The organism is Leptothrix discophora (genome assembly GCF_030705305.1).
In the GTDB taxonomy this organism is placed as follows: Bacteria; Pseudomonadota; Gammaproteobacteria; order Burkholderiales; family Burkholderiaceae_C; genus Sphaerotilus; species Sphaerotilus discophorus.
Genome location: NZ_JAUZEE010000001.1, coordinates 477,673 through 493,788, shown reverse-complemented (window position 1 = coordinate 493,788; position 16,116 = coordinate 477,673). Strand labels below are relative to the sequence as shown.

At 70.8% G+C, this 16,116-nt stretch carries 12 protein-coding genes; 6 read left to right on the top strand and 6 right to left on the bottom strand.

Annotated elements, in window-relative coordinates; all coding sequences use genetic code 11:
* Positions 1–141: 141 nt before the first annotated feature.
* Positions 142–1,863 carry a sensor domain-containing diguanylate cyclase gene (locus Q8X39_RS02195; RefSeq protein WP_305747989.1) on the top strand — a complete coding sequence of 574 codons (1,722 nt, stop codon included), beginning with the start codon at positions 142–144 and terminating at the stop codon, positions 1,861–1,863.
* Here the strand turns inward: Q8X39_RS02195 and argP are convergent.
* Positions 1,860–2,789: an HTH-type transcriptional regulator ArgP gene (argP, locus tag Q8X39_RS02190; protein ID WP_305747988.1), complete on the bottom strand. Its 930-nt coding sequence runs from the start codon at positions 2,787–2,789 to the stop codon at positions 1,860–1,862. The genes Q8X39_RS02195 and argP overlap by 4 nt on opposite strands.
* A gap of 81 nt (positions 2,790–2,870) precedes the next feature.
* Here argP and Q8X39_RS02185 point away from each other — a divergent pair, with 81 nt between their 5' ends.
* Together Q8X39_RS02185 and Q8X39_RS02180 are read left to right on the top strand one after the other, a co-directional pair.
* Positions 2,871–4,550: a flavin monoamine oxidase family protein gene (locus Q8X39_RS02185; protein WP_305747987.1), complete on the top strand. Its 1,680-nt coding sequence runs from the start codon at positions 2,871–2,873 to the stop codon at positions 4,548–4,550.
* Between the two features lie 8 nt (positions 4,551–4,558).
* Entirely contained in the window at positions 4,559–5,383 is an 825-nt protein-coding gene (locus Q8X39_RS02180; RefSeq protein ID WP_305747986.1) for a carbon-nitrogen hydrolase family protein, read from the top strand.
* Between the two features lie 11 nt (positions 5,384–5,394).
* On the opposite strand, the gene Q8X39_RS02175 is transcribed toward Q8X39_RS02180, so the two are convergent.
* The gene (locus tag Q8X39_RS02175) at positions 5,395–6,306 is read right to left on the bottom strand and encodes a GGDEF domain-containing protein (protein WP_305747985.1); all 912 of its coding nucleotides are present in this window, start codon (positions 6,304–6,306) and stop codon (positions 5,395–5,397) included.
* 293 nt (positions 6,307–6,599) lie between these two features.
* Here Q8X39_RS02175 and Q8X39_RS02170 point away from each other — a divergent pair, with 293 nt between their 5' ends.
* The gene (locus tag Q8X39_RS02170; protein ID WP_305747984.1) at positions 6,600–7,136 is read left to right on the top strand and encodes a hypothetical protein; all 537 of its coding nucleotides are present in this window, start codon (positions 6,600–6,602) and stop codon (positions 7,134–7,136) included.
* 33 nt (positions 7,137–7,169) lie between these two features.
* Here the strand turns inward: Q8X39_RS02170 and tam are convergent, their stop codons facing one another.
* Positions 7,170–7,955 carry a trans-aconitate 2-methyltransferase gene (gene tam / locus Q8X39_RS02165; protein WP_305747983.1) on the bottom strand — a complete coding sequence of 262 codons (786 nt, stop codon included), beginning with the start codon at positions 7,953–7,955 and terminating at the stop codon, positions 7,170–7,172.
* Positions 7,956–8,061: 106 nt separating this feature from the next.
* On the opposite strand from tam, the gene mfd reads away from it, so the two are divergent.
* The gene (mfd, locus tag Q8X39_RS02160; protein ID WP_305747982.1) at positions 8,062–11,607 is read left to right on the top strand and encodes a transcription-repair coupling factor; all 3,546 of its coding nucleotides are present in this window, start codon (positions 8,062–8,064) and stop codon (positions 11,605–11,607) included.
* Between the two features lie 180 nt (positions 11,608–11,787).
* Entirely contained in the window at positions 11,788–12,507 is a 720-nt protein-coding gene (gene serB / locus Q8X39_RS02155; RefSeq protein WP_305747981.1) for a phosphoserine phosphatase SerB, read from the top strand.
* An 80-nt stretch (positions 12,508–12,587) separates the two neighbouring features.
* On the opposite strand, the gene Q8X39_RS02150 is transcribed toward serB, so the two are convergent.
* From Q8X39_RS02150 to dsbD, 3 genes are all read right to left on the bottom strand, one after another.
* Positions 12,588–13,454 (bottom strand): HDOD domain-containing protein, encoded by an 867-nt coding sequence (locus Q8X39_RS02150; RefSeq protein ID WP_305747980.1) that lies wholly within the window; start codon positions 13,452–13,454, stop codon positions 12,588–12,590.
* Between the two features lie 91 nt (positions 13,455–13,545).
* Positions 13,546–14,076: a ribonuclease E activity regulator RraA gene (gene rraA, locus Q8X39_RS02145; RefSeq protein WP_305747979.1), complete on the bottom strand. Its 531-nt coding sequence runs from the start codon at positions 14,074–14,076 to the stop codon at positions 13,546–13,548.
* An 83-nt stretch (positions 14,077–14,159) separates the two neighbouring features.
* Positions 14,160–16,088: a protein-disulfide reductase DsbD gene (gene dsbD, locus Q8X39_RS02140; protein ID WP_305747978.1), complete on the bottom strand. Its 1,929-nt coding sequence runs from the start codon at positions 16,086–16,088 to the stop codon at positions 14,160–14,162.
* Positions 16,089–16,116: the final 28 nt, after the last annotated feature.

The window sequence follows — 16,116 nt, the reverse complement described above, 5'->3', positions numbered from 1 at the left end:
ATGCACGGCGGAACAGCGCTGCCCTGGCCGGCATCTTCCGGCGATCGTCGCGGCAACGTCCAGTCGACCATGCAGAGGCCTTCCGCCGCATCCCGAACCCGGTGTCCTCCGAGAGGACGACGGCGGGCCTGAGCCTCGTCCATGCCATACAGATTCTTTGCCGATCCCGCCGCGACCCAGGTCCTTCCCTTCGGCCACGACCCGGGCCTGGTCGCGCTGTCCGTCGCCATTGCCGTCATCGCGTCGATCATCGCCCTGCAGGTGGCGACGCTGGCACGGTCCTCGCTGAAACTGAGCCACCGCATGCTGTCGATTGGCAGCGGAGCGGTCGCGCTGGGCGGCGGCGTCTGGGCCATGCACTTCGTCGGCATGATGGCCATGGAGGTCTGCTTCCACACGTCCTACGACCTGCATTGGACCGCCGCCTCGGTGCTGCCCGCGTTGCTGGCGGCCGGGCTGGCGCTGAGCCTGCTGTCGCGTGAACAGATCCGGCCGGCCCAGCTCGTGGGCGGCGGCATCCTGGTCGGTGCCGGCATCGGCCTGATGCACCACGGCGGCATGCTGTCGCTGCGCATGACGCCGTTGCTGCGCTTCGAGCCGCTCACCTTCGGGCTATCCATCGTCGCGGCGGTGGTGCTGGCGACCTTCTCGTTGTGGATCCGCGAAGCCCTGCTGGCCAGCGGACGCTTCAGCGGACTGCTGACGACGGCCATTGCCGGCACATTGATGGGCGCGGCGATCACCTCGATGCACTACCTCGGCATGGCCTCGGTGCGCTTCATCGGCGTCGCCGAGACCGACATGCCGACCGCCAGCGAAGGCGTGGTCGCGCTGGCCGGCTTCGTGGCGCTGGCCGCCGTCATCATGGGCGTGGTCGCGCTGGGCGGCAACACGATCCTGAAGTACCGCCTGGTGGTCGCGCAGCTGCAGTCCAGCGAGGCACGGCTGCAGGCCATGTTCGACACGGCCGTCGACGGCATCGTGACCATCGACGCGCGCGGCCTGATCCGCACCATCAACCGTTCGGCCCTGAAGATGCTGCGCTACGAAGCCGATCAGCTGATCGGCCGCAACGTCTCGGTGCTGATGCCCGAGCCCTACCGCAGTGGCCATGACGGCTACCTGCACCGCTATCGCCAGGGCGGCGAACCGCGCGTGATCGGCATCGGCCGCGAGGTCACGGCCCAACGCAGCGACGGCACGGTGCTGCCGGTGCGGCTGGCGGTCGGCCGGGTCGAGAACCCCGACGACGACGCCTCGCGCCAGCTGTTCGTCGGCTTCCTGACCGACATCAGCGCCCTCAAGGAAGCCCAGGCCGTGCGCGAGCACGAGGCCAGCCACGATGCGCTGACGGGCCTGCCGAACCGGCGCGCCTTCTTCCTGATGCTGGAGGGCGCGCTCAGCCGGGTGCGTCGCCAGGGCACCGCCGTCGCGCTGCTGTTCATCGACCTGGACGGCTTCAAGGCCGTCAACGACCAGCACGGCCACCACGCCGGAGACCAGCTGCTGATCGGTCTGTCGCAGCGCATGCGCGGCCTGCTGCGCCAGACCGACACGCTGGCCCGGCTTGGCGGCGACGAGTTCGTCGTCCTGCTCGAAGGCCTGAAGAACACGCCGGACGATGCCCAGCAAGTCGCCGAGCTGCTGCTGCTGGCGGCCGGCGAGCCGGTCCAGGCCGACGGGGCGACGTTGCGCGTCAGCGCCAGCATCGGCCTGGCCTGCCTGCGGCCCGGCTGCGAGCTGAGCAGCGACGAACTCGTCAAGCTGGCCGACGACGCCATGTACCGCGCCAAGCGCAGCGGCCGAAACCAGATCCGCATGGCCGCATGCGAGAACGACTCGGTGGTGCTGGCCGGCCACTAGGTCGCCGCGTTCAGCGCCACGGCCTGCCCTTCCTGTGTCAGTGCGGCATGCGCCGCTGCCTTGACCGCCGCGGTCAGCCGCCGCGCCGGCTCGGACTCGCGGGCCCAGTGCTGCCAGTAGAGGCGCACGTCGACGGTCGCGCCGGGCAGGATCTCGGCCAGGCCGGGACGGTCGACCAGGTGCTGTTCCGGCACCATGCCCCAGCCCAGGCCCAGCTCGATGGCGCGCTCGAAGGCGTCGACCGCCGGCGCGTGGTGGCGTGGGTAGTGCGGCTGCCGCAGGCCCAGGTGCTGGACCAGGAAGGCGTCCTGCAGCGCGTCCTTGCGGTTGAAGATCACCGCCGGCTCGGCCAGCAGGCGGTGCGGTGACAAGCGGCCGCCGGCCGTGTGGCAGCGCGCGACGACCTCGGGTGCCGCCACGCAGCGGTAGCGCAAGGCGCCCAGCGGCTCGGCCACGCAGCCACGGATGGCACGCGCGAGCGTGGTCACGCAGCCGACCACGTCGCCGCTCTTGAGCGCGTCGTGGGTGTGGTCCTGGTCGTCGATGACGATCTCCATCAGCAGCCGATCGCGCTGCAGCAGCGGCGCGACGCCGGGCAGGAACCAGCTGGCGACCGAATCGGCATTGATCGCCACGCCCAGGCTCTGCCATGTGGCCGCGCCACGTGCCTGGCCTCCGGGCAGGCCGGCCAGCAGGTCGGCCTCCATCAGCCGGACCTGCTTGACGTGCGCCAGCAGCGCCTGGCCGGCGGCCGTCGCGCGCACGGTCTTGCCCCGCACCACCAGGCGCTGTCCCAGGCTGGCCTCCAGCGACTTGATGCGCAGCGAGACCGCCGCCAGCGTCAGGTCCAGCGCCAGCGCCGCAGGGCCGAAACCGCCCTGCTCGATCACGGCGACGAAGGCTTGCAGCTGGCGGACGTCGAGCATGTTGGTTCAAGGAGATATTGAGTGAATCGACTTTAATTGAACTTCCTTCAAGTACCGGTTGCGCCTCTCCACACTGGCGGCATGAACTCGACCCGCGCTGCCATCCCTGCGTCCGACCAACCCGTGACGGTGTTCGGCCCCGACTTTCCCTTTGCCTACGACGACTGGCTGCGCCACCCGGCCGGCCTGGCCACGCTGCCGCCCGAGGTGCACGGCACGGAGGTCGGCATCGTCGGCGCGGGCATCGCCGGGCTGGTGGCCGCGCATGAGCTGATGAAGCTGGGCCTCAAGCCGGTCGTCTACGAGGCCTCGCGCATGGGCGGCCGGTTGCGCTCGCAGCCCTTCGAGGGCGGCCAGGGCGTCGTCGCCGAGCTGGGCGGGATGCGCTTCCCGGCCTCCAGCACCGCCTTCTTCCACTACGTCGACCTGCTCGGGCTGAAGACCCGGCCCTTCCCGAACCCGCTGACGCCGGCTGCCGGCAGCACCGTCATCGACCTGGCCGGACAGAGCCACTACGCGCGCAGCCTGGACGACCTGCCGCCGCTGTTCCGCGAGGTGGCGCAGGCCTGGGACGAGGCGCTGTCCGAGCTGGGCTTCGGCGAGCTGCAGGCGGCACTGCGCGAGCGCGACACGGTCCGCCTGAAGGCGCTGTGGGACCGGCTCGTGCCGCTGTGGGACGACCGCACCTTCTACGACTTCGTGGCCCAGTCGCGGGCCTTCTCGCGGCTGTCGTTCCGGCACCGCGAGGTGTTCGGCCAGGTCGGCTTCGGCACCGGCGGCTGGGACTCGGATTTCCCCAACACCATGCTGGAGATCCTGCGGGTCGTGCTGACCGGCTGCGACGAGAACCAGCACCTGATCGAGGGCGGCGTGCAGCAGGTGCCGCTGGGCCTGTGGGGCCATGCGCCCGAGGCGATCGCGCACTGGCCGCAGGGCACCTCGCTGGCCAGCCTGCATGGCGGCGCGACCCGGCCGGGCGTGACGGCCATTGCCCGAGCGCCGAACGGCCGCCTGGCCGTCACCGACACCTGGGGCACCCGGCGCGAGCATGCGGCCGTGCTGGTGACCTGCCAGAGCTGGCTGCTGACGACCCAGATCGAGGTCGAGGAAAGCCTGTTCTCGCAGGCCTTGTGGATGGCGCTGGACCGCACGCGCTACATGCAGTCGAGCAAGACCTTCGTGATGGTCGACCGGCCGTTCTGGAAGGACCGCGATCCGCGCACCGGCCGTGACGTCATGAGCATGACGCTGACCGACCGCCTGACCCGCGGCACCTACCTGTTCGACCACGGGCCGGACCGGCCGGCCGTCATCTGCCTGTCCTACGCGTGGATGAGCGACGCGCTGAAGATGCTGCCGCACGGACCCGAGAAGCGCGTGCAGCTCGCGCTGGCCGCGCTGGCCAAGATCTACCCGGACGTGGACATCGCCCGCCACATCGTCGGCGACCCGATCACCGTGTCCTGGGAGGCCGATCCGTATTTCCTCGGTGCCTTCAAGGGCGCGCTGCCGGGCCACTACCGCTACAACCACCGGATGCACGGGCATTTCATGCAGGACGGCCTGCCGCCGGCCGAACGCGGCATCTTCATCGCCGGCGACGACGTGTCCTTCACGCCGGCCTGGGTCGAGGGCGCGGTGCAGACCTCGCTGAACGCGGTCTGGGGCATCGTCCACCAGTTCGGCGGTCGCAGCCCGGCGGCCAACCCCGGCCCCGGCGACCGCTACCCGGCACTGGGCCCGGTGGCTTTGCCGGACTGACACCCGTCATGGACACGCTCACCCTCGCGCTCTGCCAGACCGGCTACGCCCGCGAGCCGGCCGAGGCCCTGGAACGCCTCGACGCCAGCGCTGCCCAGGCCCGCCAGGCTGGCGCCGACCTGCTGCTGTGCCCGGAGATGAGCCTGACCGGCTACGCGATCGGCGCGCAGGCCGTGCAGGCGCGCGCCGAGCCGATCGACGGTCCGCTGGCACAGGCCGTCTCGGCGCTGGCGCGGCATCACGGGCTGGCGCTGGTCGTCGGGCTGGCCGAGCGACACGCCGATGGCTCGGCGCCCTACAACACCGCGCTGGCGGTCGACGCGGACGGTTCGCGCCTGGCGTCCTATCGCAAGACCCACCTGTTCGGCGAGCTGGACCGGCGCCAGTTCAGCGCCGGTGAGGTCGGCTCGGCGGCCTTCGACTGGCGCGGCTGGCGGCTCGGCCTGCTGATCTGCTACGACGTGGAATTCCCGGAGACCGTGAGGCTGCTGGCGCTGCAAGGCGTCGACGCGGTGCTGGTGCCGACCGCCAACATGCGCGGCTACGACGAGGTCCCTCAGCTGCTGGTGCCGGCGCGGGCCTGCGAGAACCGGGTGGTCGTGGCCTATGCGAACGCCTGCGGGTGCGAAGGTGGGCTGCGCTACGGCGGCCTCACGACGGTGGCCGGGTCGGACGGCCGGATTCTGTTGCGCGCCGGTCGGGAGGCCGGCCTGCACACCGTCCGGCTCAGTCGCGCGGCGCTGGACGAGGCCCGCCGGCACGATCCGCTGGCCGACCGGCGGGTCGATCTCTACATGCCGCTGGCCGGCCCTCCCGACACGAGCGTGCGGTAGCCGGCGCGACGTCAGTCGTCGTTCGCCGCGTCGTCCATGCCGCCGACCAGTCCACCGCGGCGCGGATTGCGCGACTGGACGGCACCGGCGTAGGCCAGCCGCAGCAGTTCCTCGGCCTGGCGGCCGTGGTCCGGGTAGAGGCTGACGCCGGTGCCGATGCCGAGCACCGCCTGCTGGCCGATGACGACGTAGGGCTCGCTCATGCTGAGTGCGAGCTTGGCGGCGACACGTTCGCCGTCCTGCGGGCGTTCCATGCTGGGCAGCACGGCGGCAAAGGCATCGCTGCCGACGACGGCCACGACGTCGCTCGACCGCAGCCCGGCGCGCAGCCGCACGGCCGCCTTGCGCTTGAGCAGTTGCGCCGCCTGGGCACCCAGTCGGGCCTGGATCGCGTCCAGCCCGTCGAGCCGGAACACCAGCAGCGCCATCGGCACGGGCTCGCGCTCGCGCAGTGCGCACAGCTGGTTCAGCAGCTCGACCAGCAGGGCGCGGTTGGGCAGGCCGGTGCCGAGGTCGATCGACCAGGCGCGGCGCACTTCGAGGTCCTGCGCCTTGCGGTCGATGGCCTGGAAGACCGCGCGCTTCAGGCGCTGGCCCTGCGCGTCCTCCAGCGCCAGCACGTCCTGCACGCCGGTCTGGATCAGGCGGCGGGCCAGATCACGGTCCGGTGCCGGCCAGGCCACCACGACCGCCGACGCGGCAGCGGCCTGGGACAGGCCGCTCCAGGTCAGCAAGGACTGGGCCTGCTGACGGTTCGGACAGCCGATCACGATGGCCGGCGGGGTGTGCAGCTGCAGCTGGGCGCTCAAGGCTTCCAGGCTGTCGACGGCCTCCCAGACCAGGCCATCGGCCACCTCGTTGGGCAAGCCGCCGGTCAGTCCGAGATGACAGACAGCGACCCGATCGTTACGCGGCTTGGACATGGCAGACAGGCGGACACGGGAGCAACAAGGGCCCCGATGTTACTGAGGCTGAACCGCGAGGAACGCCGGCGGCCGCAGCAGTCGTGCGCGACCACACGAACACCTCCGTCGTTGCCCCTCAAAGCCGCACCCAATCCGCACCAAAGCCGTGCAAAGCCACAGATTCCTGAGACAGATTGATTTTCATCAAGAAGCTTTGGGGCTTACACCCAGTTTCTTCATCACTATGGGGGGAGCGAAGTTTTCATGTTCCACCTTAATCTGCTGTTCAGTCACTCAAACAAGTAGTCCACATGAAAGCCCTCCTGCTCAGCCACGCCAGTGACCTGCAAGTGCTGCTCCAGCATGAGTTGCGCCGTCGTCGGACGGATGCGGAGATCGCTCGAACCCACACCCTCGCCAGCGCCCTGCCTTACCTGCGGCAGGAGCCGGAGATCGACCACGTCGTGCTGGACCTGTCGCTGTGCGGCTGGTCGAAGATGAGCACCTTGGTGACCACGCTGCGTCCCTGCCTCGGCAGCCGCAAGCTGGTGCTGCTGGTCGACACGGTCGAGGACGTGATGCGGGTGCGTGCGCAGGGCGTGACGGTGGACGCCTGCCTGCCCAAGTCGGCCGGCCTGGGTGCCCTGGCCGATCACCTGCTGCAGGTGGACGCGACGCTGCCGGTGCTGACGGCCACCCGCTGGGCCTACCGCGACCATGCGGCGCAGGAACTGGCGTCGACCGGCTTCACGCCGGCTCCCGCCGCGCGCGGCGCGGTGCGGGTGCAGGGCGACGGCGCGTCGTCGGCCAAGGTCTATTCGGTGATGTTCAACCGCATGGCCTGGTGAACCGTGGCCTGACGCGGCGTCACCGCGCCGCGCTCAGGCCCGCCGCACCACCATGAACAGCCGCGGGAAGCGGAACAGGCGCCGGCCATCGGCCCGCCTCGGGTAGGCCGCGTCGATGCGTGCGCGGTAGGCCGCCAGGTAGTCGGCCCGCTCGGACTCGTCGGCCAGCGCGTCCAGGAAAGGCCGCAAGCCGGTCGCCCGGACCCAGTCGACGATCGCGTCCGCATCGTCCATGACCTGCTCGTAGCGGGTCTCCCAGAGGTCGATCTCGGCGGCCAGCGGCGCCAGCAGGTCGAAGTAGTCGGCCGGCGCGAGCACGTGGTTCATGGCCTCGGCCGCCGCGCCCAGGCGGCCGGACCAGGGACCGGGCAGCTCGCGCATCCAGCGGTGGCTGGGCTCGTCGCGGTTGGCCGGCATCTGCAGGGCGAGCACGCCGCCCGGCCGCACCTGGCCCAGCAGGCGGGGCAGCAGCCGGGCATGGTCCGGCACCCACTGGAACACCGCGTTGGCGAACAGCAGGTCGACCGGTCGGCCCTCGCTCGCCTGCCAGGTCGCGACATCGGCCTCGACCCAGTCCAGCGCCGGCAAGGCCCTGCGTGCGGCCTGCAGCATGGCGGGCGAGCGGTCGACGCCGGTGATGTGCGCCTGCGGCCAGCGTGCGGCCAGCAGCGCGGTGGAATTGCCGGGGCCGCACCCCAGGTCGACGACCTCGTGCACCGCCGCGCGGGGTTCGGGCTGCACGCGCGCAAGCAGGTCGACCGCCGCGCGGGTGCGCTGGTCGCCGAAGCGCAGGTAGAGGGTGTCGTTCCAGTCGCTCATGCCCTGCATTCTGGCGCCCTGCTCCCTAGAATCCGCCGCCTTGCCACGCGCCCGGACGCCGACCCGCAATCCCTGCCGGTCCGACCCTTGCGTGCACCGTCCCACCATGCAGCTCCCGACCCTCGTCCCCGGCAAACGCTACACGGTCCCGCGCTCGATCGGCTCATCCGACGCGCTGCTGCTGGCGCGCCACGCGCAGGCTCGTCGGGCCGTCGGCGAGCTGGTCGTGATCGTCGTGGCCGAACCGGCCGACGCGCAGCGCCTGCCCGACGAGCTGGCGTTCTTCGCACCGGAGCTGACGGCGGCCGTCTTCCCCGACTGGGAAACCCTGCCCTACGACAGCTTCAGCCCGCACCAGGACCTGATCTCCGAGCGCCTGGCGACGCTGTGGCGGGTGCTGCAGCGGCGCAAGGCGGCCGACCCGCTGGACGTCGTCATCCTGCCGGCGACGACCGCGCTGACGCGGCTCGCGCCCCCGTCCTTCCTGGCCGCCTACACCTTCCACTTCAAGCAGAAGCAGAAGCTCGACGAGCAGGGCCTGCGCTCGCAGCTGACGCTGGCGGGCTACCAGCACGTCAGCCAGGTCGTCTCGCCGGGCGAATACGCCGTGCGCGGCGGCCTGATCGACCTCTACCCGATGGGCTCGACCGTGCCCTACCGGGTCGACCTGTTCGACAACGAGGTCGACTCGATCCGCGTCTTTGACCCGGACAGCCAGCGCAGCCTCTACCCGGTGCCGGAGGTGCGCCTGCTGCCCGGCCGCGAATTCCCGATGGACGATGCCGCGCGCCAGGCCTTCCGCTCTCGCTGGCGCGAGAAGATGGACGGCGACCCGAGCCGCGCCCGCATCTACAAGGACATGGCCCAGGGCATCGCGACCTCGGGCATCGAGTACTACCTGCCGCTGTTCTTCGACGAGCCGGCAACCTTCTTCGACTACCTCGGCGAGCAGGCCTCGCTGGTGCTGCACGGCGAGGTCGACGAGTCGCTGGAGCGCTTCTGGACCGAGACCCGCGAGCGCCACCGCTTCCTGCAGCACGACCCGGAACGCCCGGTGCTGCCGCCCGAGGAGCTGTTCCTGCGCGGCGAGGCCTTCTTCACCCGCTGCAACGACTTCGCCCAGCTGGCCGTGCGGGGCAGCAGCCCCGTCGACTGGGCCCGGCCGCTGCCCGACCTGAGCGTGCAGCGCGGCGCGCAGGACCCGCTGCGCCGGCTGGAGGACCAGCTGGCCCGCCTGCGCGAATCCGGCCAGCGCCTGCTGATCGTGGCCGAGAGCGCCGGCCGCCGCGAGAGCCTGCTGGAGCTGCTGCGCGACCACCGGCTGGAGCCACCGTCGGTCGACACGCTGGCCGCCTTCCTGGCCAGCGACCACGCCTACGCGATCACGACCGCGGCGATGGCCTCGGGCTTCTTCTGGACCGACGCGACCGAGGCCTACGGCGTCCAGCTCGTCACCGAGACCGAGCTGTTCGACACCACGCCGACGGTGCGGCGGCGCCGCAAGCAGGAGGCCACCAGCGACGTCGATGCGCTGATCAAGGACCTGTCCGAGCTGAAGGTCGGCGACCCGGTGGTGCATGCCAACCACGGCATCGGCCGCTACCGCGGGCTGGTCAACATCGACCTCGCCGGCGACGGGTCGAGCAACGAGTTCCTGTTCCTCGAATACGCCGACCAGGCCACGCTGTACGTGCCGGTGGCGCAGCTGCAGCTGATCAGCCGCTACACGGGGGTCAGCGCCGACGAGGCTCCGCTGCACAGGCTCGGCTCGGGCCAGTGGGAGAAGGCCCGCCGCAAGGCCGCCGAACAGGTGCGCGACGCGGCAGCCGAGCTGCTCAACCTCTATGCCCGCCGGGCCGCCCGCGAAGGTTTCGCCTTCCGCTACAGCCCGCAGGACTACGAGGCCTTCGCCACCAGCTTCGGCTTCGAGGAAACGCCCGACCAGGCCGCCGCGATCCATGCGGTCATCCAGGACATGATCAGCCCGCGCCCGATGGACCGGCTGGTCTGCGGCGATGTCGGCTTCGGCAAGACCGAGGTGGCGCTGCGGGCCGCCTTCGTGGCCGTCACCGGCGGCAAGCAGGTCGCCCTGCTGGCGCCGACCACGCTGCTGGCCGAGCAGCATTTCCAGACCATCGCCGACCGCTTCGCGCCCTGGCCGGTCAAGGTCGCCGAGATGAGCCGCTTCCGCTCGCCCAAGGAGGTCAAGGCCGCGATGGAGGGCCTGGCCGCCGGCACGATCGACATCGTCGTGGGCACGCACAAGTTGCTGAGTCCGGAGACCAAGTTCAAGAACCTCGGCCTGCTCATCATCGACGAGGAACACCGCTTCGGCGTGCGCCACAAGGAACAGATGAAGGCGCTGCGGGCCGAGGTCGACGTGCTGACGCTGACGGCCACGCCGATCCCGCGCACGCTGGGCATGGCGCTCGAAGGCCTGCGCGACCTGAGCGTGATCGCGACCGCGCCGCAGCGCCGCCTGGCCATCAAGACCTTCGTGCGCAACGAGACCACCGGCACGATCCGCGAGGCGGTGCTGCGCGAGCTGAAGCGCGGCGGCCAGGTCTACTTCCTGCACAACGAGGTCGACACGATCGAGAACCGGCGCCAGAAGCTCGAAGAGCTGCTGCCCGAAGCCCGCATCGGCGTGGCCCACGGCCAGATGCCCGAGCGCGAGCTGGAGCGCGTGATGCGCGACTTCGTCGCCCAGCGCCACAACCTGCTGCTGTGCTCGACCATCATCGAGACCGGCATCGACGTGCCGAGCGCCAACACCATCGTCATCAGCCGGGCCGACAAGTTCGGCCTGGCCCAGCTGCACCAGCTGCGCGGCCGGGTCGGTCGCAGCCACCACCAGGCCTATGCCTACCTGATGGTCCCGGACATCGAGGGCCTGACCAAGCAGGCCCAGCAGCGGCTGGACGCGATCCAGAGCATGGAAGAACTCGGCTCGGGCTTCTATCTCGCCATGCACGACCTGGAGATCCGCGGCGCCGGCGAGGTGCTGGGCGACAACCAGAGCGGCAACATGATGGAGGTCGGCTTCCAGCTCTACAACGAGATGCTGGCCGAGGCCGTGCGGGCGCTGAAGAACGGCCAGGAGCCCGACCTGCTGTCCCCGACCGGCTTCTTCGGCACGGCCACCGAGGTCAACCTGCATGCGCCGGCGCTGCTGCCCGAGGCCTATTGCCCGGACGTGCAGATGCGCCTGAGCCTGTACAAGCGGCTGGCCAGCACCGACCGTGCCGACAAGATCGACGCGATGCTCGAAGAGCTGGTCGACCGCTTCGGCAAGCTGCCGGCTCAGGCCCAGACGCTGTTCGACCTGCACCGGCTGCGCATCCAGGCCAAGGCCTGGGGGGTGCAGAAGATCGAGGCCGGGCCGGGCGTGATCTCGATCCACTTCCGGCCCAACCCGCCGATCGATCCGATGAAGATCATCGAGCTGGTGCAGAAGAACCGCCACATCAAGCTGGCCGGCAACGACAAGCTGCGCATCGAGCGCGCCTGGCCCGATCCGAAGGACCGCGCGCAGGCCGTGCGCGAGGTCTTCCGCCTGCTCGGCACGCCGCAGGTCGCGCCGGCCAGGCCCGCTGCACCGACCGCTCCTTCCGGCCCTGCCGCCCCTGCCACACCCCGCACCGTGCGCTGAACGCCTCGGGACGCCCGTCACGAGACGTTCAGCCCGTCGCCTGGCCATGGGCCGGCAGGCAAGCGGCACCGGGTTGACCCTCATCGGGGAGAATTGCCGGTTCGCCAAGCCGCTGGCCTCGCGCCCTGCACCTGCCGTTGTCTGGCCTTTCCGTCTGCCCTTTCCGTCTGCCCCTTGCCGATGACCGTACCGACCTTCCCGATCGCCGCCGGCCTGACCGTGCGCGGCTTCACCCCGCCGCTGCGGCTGGCCGACTTCAAGCTGATCGCGTTCGACATGGACTCGACGTTGATCAACATCGAGTGCATCGACGAGATCGCCGATGCTGCCGGCCGCAAGCCCGAGGTCGCCGCCATCACCGCCGCCGCGATGCGCGGCGAGATTGCCGACTACAAGGAAAGCCTGCGCCAGCGCGTCGCCCTGCTTCGGGGCGTGCCAGCCAGCGCCCTCGACGAGGTCTACACGCAGCGCCTGCAGCTCAACCCCGGTGCCGAGACGCTGGTGCGGGCCTGCCAGGCCGCCGGCCTGAAGACCCTGCTGGTCTCGGGTGGCTTCACCTACTTCACCGACCGCCTGCAGCAGCGCCTGGGCCTGGACTGGACCCGCAGCAACCAGCTCGAGATCGTCGACGGCATGCTGACGGGCCGCCTGGTCGACCAGGCCTGGGGCGACATCTGCGACGGCGAGGAAAAGCGCCGCACCGTGCTGGAGACCTGCGCCGCCATGGGCATCTCGCCCAGCCAGGCCATCGCGATGGGCGACGGCGCCAACGACCTGCCGATGATGTCGGTGGCCGGCCTGTCGGTCGCCCACCATGCCAAGCCCGCCGTGCGCGCGCAGGCGATGGTCGCGATCGAGGACGGCGGCCTGGACCGCCTGCTGGACGTCCTGCGCGCCTGAGGTCGGCCCAGGCCGGGCTTGCATGCCTGGCCGCTTCGGCAGGTGCCAGGAGGTCCGCAGGCAGCTCCCTGCGTCGGGCCTCAGGCCATCAGTTCGAGCTGGCTTTCCAGTTCGTCGCACCAGATGTCGAACGCGGCCTCGGTCGCACCGAGCGCCAAAAGGGCCTGCGCGCCACCACGCTGCCATTCGCCATGGCGGTTGCGCCCCTGGCGGCGCTGGATGTAGCGGTCCGCCACCAGCGCCAGCGCGACCAGGTGGGCGACGCGCGTGCGGCCCGGCTGGGTGAAGACGCGGTAGTCGTGGTGCCAGGCGACGGCCTCGACGATCTCGTCGCTGACCCCCCAGCTCTGCGCCAGCGCCGCGCCAACGGCCGCGTGGTCGGTGGCATGGCGTGACCGTTCGACCTCGGTGAAGGGCTTGTGGCCCAGGTTGGCCTCTGCCAGCGTCACGCGGTAGCTCGGGGTCAGGAAGCGCTGCAGCAGCACCGGGATCCCGACGTCGCAGAACAGCCCGAAGGTGTGCGCCTGGTCGGCCTCGACGACGCCGAGCTGGCGGGCCAGCCAGGCCATCGCCAGGCTGCGACGGTGGGCGACGTCCCAGAAGCGCTCGAAGGTCGGACCCTGCACCGGAAAGACCTTGCGCAGCACCAGCGCGCTCAGGATCGAGATGCAGCGCTTGCTGCCCAGTTGCTCGAAGGCCCGCCGCAAGGTGCCGGCACCGGAGCGCGTGCCCGGCCCGCGCGCGTTGGCGACCTTCAGCAGCGCGGCGGCGATGGCGACGTCGTAGGACGCCAGTTGCACCAGCATGTCGAGCCTCGGCTCGTCGCGCGTCAGCTCGTCGTGCAGGCGTTCGAGCAGCTGAGGCCGCGGCGGAATGCCGATGTCACGCACCAGCGTGGACAGCTGCGAGGCGTCGATCAGGGGATCGGCAAGGACGGAAAATGGCATGGGCGACCCGTGTGGTCCGGCCCACACGACATCCGGTGGCCGGCTTCTCCTGTTGTCGGCCGCCCGTGCGTGAACTTGAGCCTGAAGCGCGTCAGCCTGGTGCCTTCGTCATCACGACGACACCATCGGCGTCGGCGCACAGCCACTCGCCCGGTCGCACGGTGACGCCCTGGACCTGCACCGGCACGTCGACTTCGCCGGCGACGCGGCGCTCGGTCGGCAGCGGCATCGGGGCCAGCGCCAGGATGCCGAGGTCGCAGGCGGCCAGCTCGGCGACGTCGCGCACGCAGCCGTCGACCACCACGCCGGCCCAGCCGTTGCGGGCCGCCGCCGCGCCGATGTTGCCGCCCACCAGGGCCCGGCGCAGCGAGCCGCCGCCGTCGACCACCAGCACGCGACCAAGGCCGGGGCCTTCGAGCAGCTGCTTGACGGGGGTGTTGTCCTCGAAGCACTTCACGGTCACGACGCTGCCGGCGAACGCAGATCGGCCGCCGAAGCTGCGCCAGACCGGCGGCAGCACGCGGAACGCACCGCTGCGATCGGCCTTGTGAACGTCGCAGAGGTCGCAGGTCGCGGGAACGGGGGCGGGGACGGTGGCTGGGGGCGAGGCAGGGCTGTTCATCGGCGCAGCGGCCCGGCGGGCCGTCGAGGAAGAGGAAGAAAGGAAGGTCCGGACCAGCTTATGAGCGCCTCACGACGCGCCGCTTACAGGCCGGCCGCGCCCAGGCTCTTCAGGAACTGCGGGACGTTCTGGTAGCCGATCACGCGGGCGGCGCTGCGCTCCTGGCCCTGTGCGTCGAAGAACAGGATGCCGGGCGGGCCGAACAGGGAAAAGCGCTTGAGCAGCTCGCGGTCGGCCGCATCGTTGGCCGTCACGTCGGCCTGCAGCAGCAGCGCTCCGGCGAGCCGGGCCTGCACCTGCGGGTCGGGGAAGGTGAACTGCTCGAACTCCTTGCAGGACACGCACCAGTCGGCATAGAAGTCCAGCATCACCGGCTGGCCGGCGGTCTGGAGGATCTGGTCCAGCTCGGCCGAGGTCTTGACGCGGCGGTAGGTGATCAGCCTGGCGTCGTTGGGCGCACGCGCTGGCCCTTCGCTGGCGGCACTCGCACCCGCACCCGCCGCGCCGCCCGCCAGGTGGCCCAGCGGCTGCAGCACCGAACGACCGCCCGACAGCAGCCCGATCCACTGCGCCGCGCCCACCAGCGCCAGCACCAGCGCCAGGCCCTTGGCGCTGCGCGACAGCATCGAGGCCGACTCGGGCAGGCGGTCCAGCAAGCCCAGCAGCACGGCCGAGACGATCAGCAGCAAGCCCCAGGCGGCCATCGCGACCCAGGTCGGAATGACCGGCGTGAGCATCCAGATCGCCACCGCCAGCATGGTCACGCCGAAGAAGCGCTTGACGCCGTCCATCCAGGCACCGGCGCGCGGCAGCAGCGACCCGGCCGAGGCACCGACCAGCAGCAGCGGCACGCTCATGCCGCAGGCCAGCGCGAACAGCGCCACCGCGCCGACCAGCACGTCGCGGGTCTGGGAGATGTAGAGCAGCGCCCCGGCCAGCGGTGCGGCCACGCAGGGGCCGACGATGAGCGCGGAGATGCCACCCATCACGAACACGCCCAGGTGATGACCGCCGCCGCCCAGGGAACCCGACCAGGCCGTCAGCCGCGTCTGCAGCGACGCCGGCATCTGCAACTCGTAGGCGCCGAACATCGACAGCGACAGCAGCACCAGCAGTGCGGCAAAGGCGCCCAGCACGGCAGGCGTCTGCAGCGTCGCGGCCAGGCCTTCGCCGGCCAGGCCGGCCAGCACGCCGAACAGCGTGTAGACCAGCGCCATGCCCAGCGCGTAGCTGATCGAGAGCATCAGGCCACGGCTGCGCGAGGTCGCTGCGCCATGGCCGACGATGATCGACGACAGGATCGGCACCATCGGCAGCACGCAGGGCGTGAAGGACAGCAGCAGGCCGGCCAGCGCGAACACCGCGACGACGCTCCACAGGCTGCCCGAGCGCAGGGCGCGCGCGACGGCGTCGCCGTTGTTGCCGTCGTTGCCAGCCATGGGCTGCGCGACCGCCACGGCGGTGATGGCCTGCACCGGACCGGCCGCGGGCATCCAGGCCAGGCCGGCCTCCTCGCCCATGACGTCGACCGAGCGGATCGCGCCGCCTTCGGTCTTCACCTTCAGCACCTGTTCGCGCGGCGGGTAGCACAGGCCGGCGTCGGCGCAGCCCTGGCTGGTCACGACCAGCTTGAATTCGGCCGGCGCGGCCTGCACCGGCACCTGGAAGACCAGCTCGTGGCGATAGGTCTCGACGTCCTTCTGGAAGGTCTCGTCGAACTTGACCTTGCCCGGCGGGATGACCGGCGTGCCGAGCACCACGCCGTCGGGTGCGGCGACGACGGCCAGCCGCTCGCGGTACATGTAGTAGGCGTCGACGATGTCGAAGCGGACCTCGACCTGGGCGCCGTCCGGGCTGCGGGCCGACAACTGGAAGGCCTTGTCCGGCTCCATGAAGTCGGCGGCGCGTACCGACGCGAAACCGCACAGCAGCAGGACCATCAGGCACAGGCTGCGCAGCGCCCGGACCGACAGGAGGATCGGGCGCAGCGCAGGCGCGGCGGAAAGGCTCATGGAAGACATCCTGAAATTGTCGCCCGCT

Bases quoted from the DNA above. Each gene is read 5' to 3' on its own strand.
- rraA (WP_305747979.1), bottom strand. From the start codon at position 14,076: ATGAACAGCCCTGCCTCGCCCCCAGCCACCGTCCCCGCCCCCGTTCCC.
- Q8X39_RS02195 (WP_305747989.1), top strand. From the start codon at position 142: ATGCCATACAGATTCTTTGCCGATCCCGCCGCGACCCAGGTCCTTCCC.
- Q8X39_RS02175 (WP_305747985.1), bottom strand. From the start codon at position 6,306: ATGTCCAAGCCGCGTAACGATCGGGTCGCTGTCTGTCATCTCGGACTG.
- Q8X39_RS02170 (WP_305747984.1), top strand. From the start codon at position 6,600: ATGAAAGCCCTCCTGCTCAGCCACGCCAGTGACCTGCAAGTGCTGCTC.
- dsbD (WP_305747978.1), bottom strand. From the start codon at position 16,088: ATGAGCCTTTCCGCCGCGCCTGCGCTGCGCCCGATCCTCCTGTCGGTC.
- Q8X39_RS02185 (WP_305747987.1), top strand. From the start codon at position 2,871: ATGAACTCGACCCGCGCTGCCATCCCTGCGTCCGACCAACCCGTGACG.
- Q8X39_RS02180 (WP_305747986.1), top strand. From the start codon at position 4,559: ATGGACACGCTCACCCTCGCGCTCTGCCAGACCGGCTACGCCCGCGAG.
- tam (WP_305747983.1), bottom strand. From the start codon at position 7,955: ATGAGCGACTGGAACGACACCCTCTACCTGCGCTTCGGCGACCAGCGC.
- serB (WP_305747981.1), top strand. From the start codon at position 11,788: ATGACCGTACCGACCTTCCCGATCGCCGCCGGCCTGACCGTGCGCGGC.
- argP (WP_305747988.1), bottom strand. From the start codon at position 2,789: ATGCTCGACGTCCGCCAGCTGCAAGCCTTCGTCGCCGTGATCGAGCAG.
- Q8X39_RS02150 (WP_305747980.1), bottom strand. From the start codon at position 13,454: ATGCCATTTTCCGTCCTTGCCGATCCCCTGATCGACGCCTCGCAGCTG.
- mfd (WP_305747982.1), top strand. From the start codon at position 8,062: ATGCAGCTCCCGACCCTCGTCCCCGGCAAACGCTACACGGTCCCGCGC.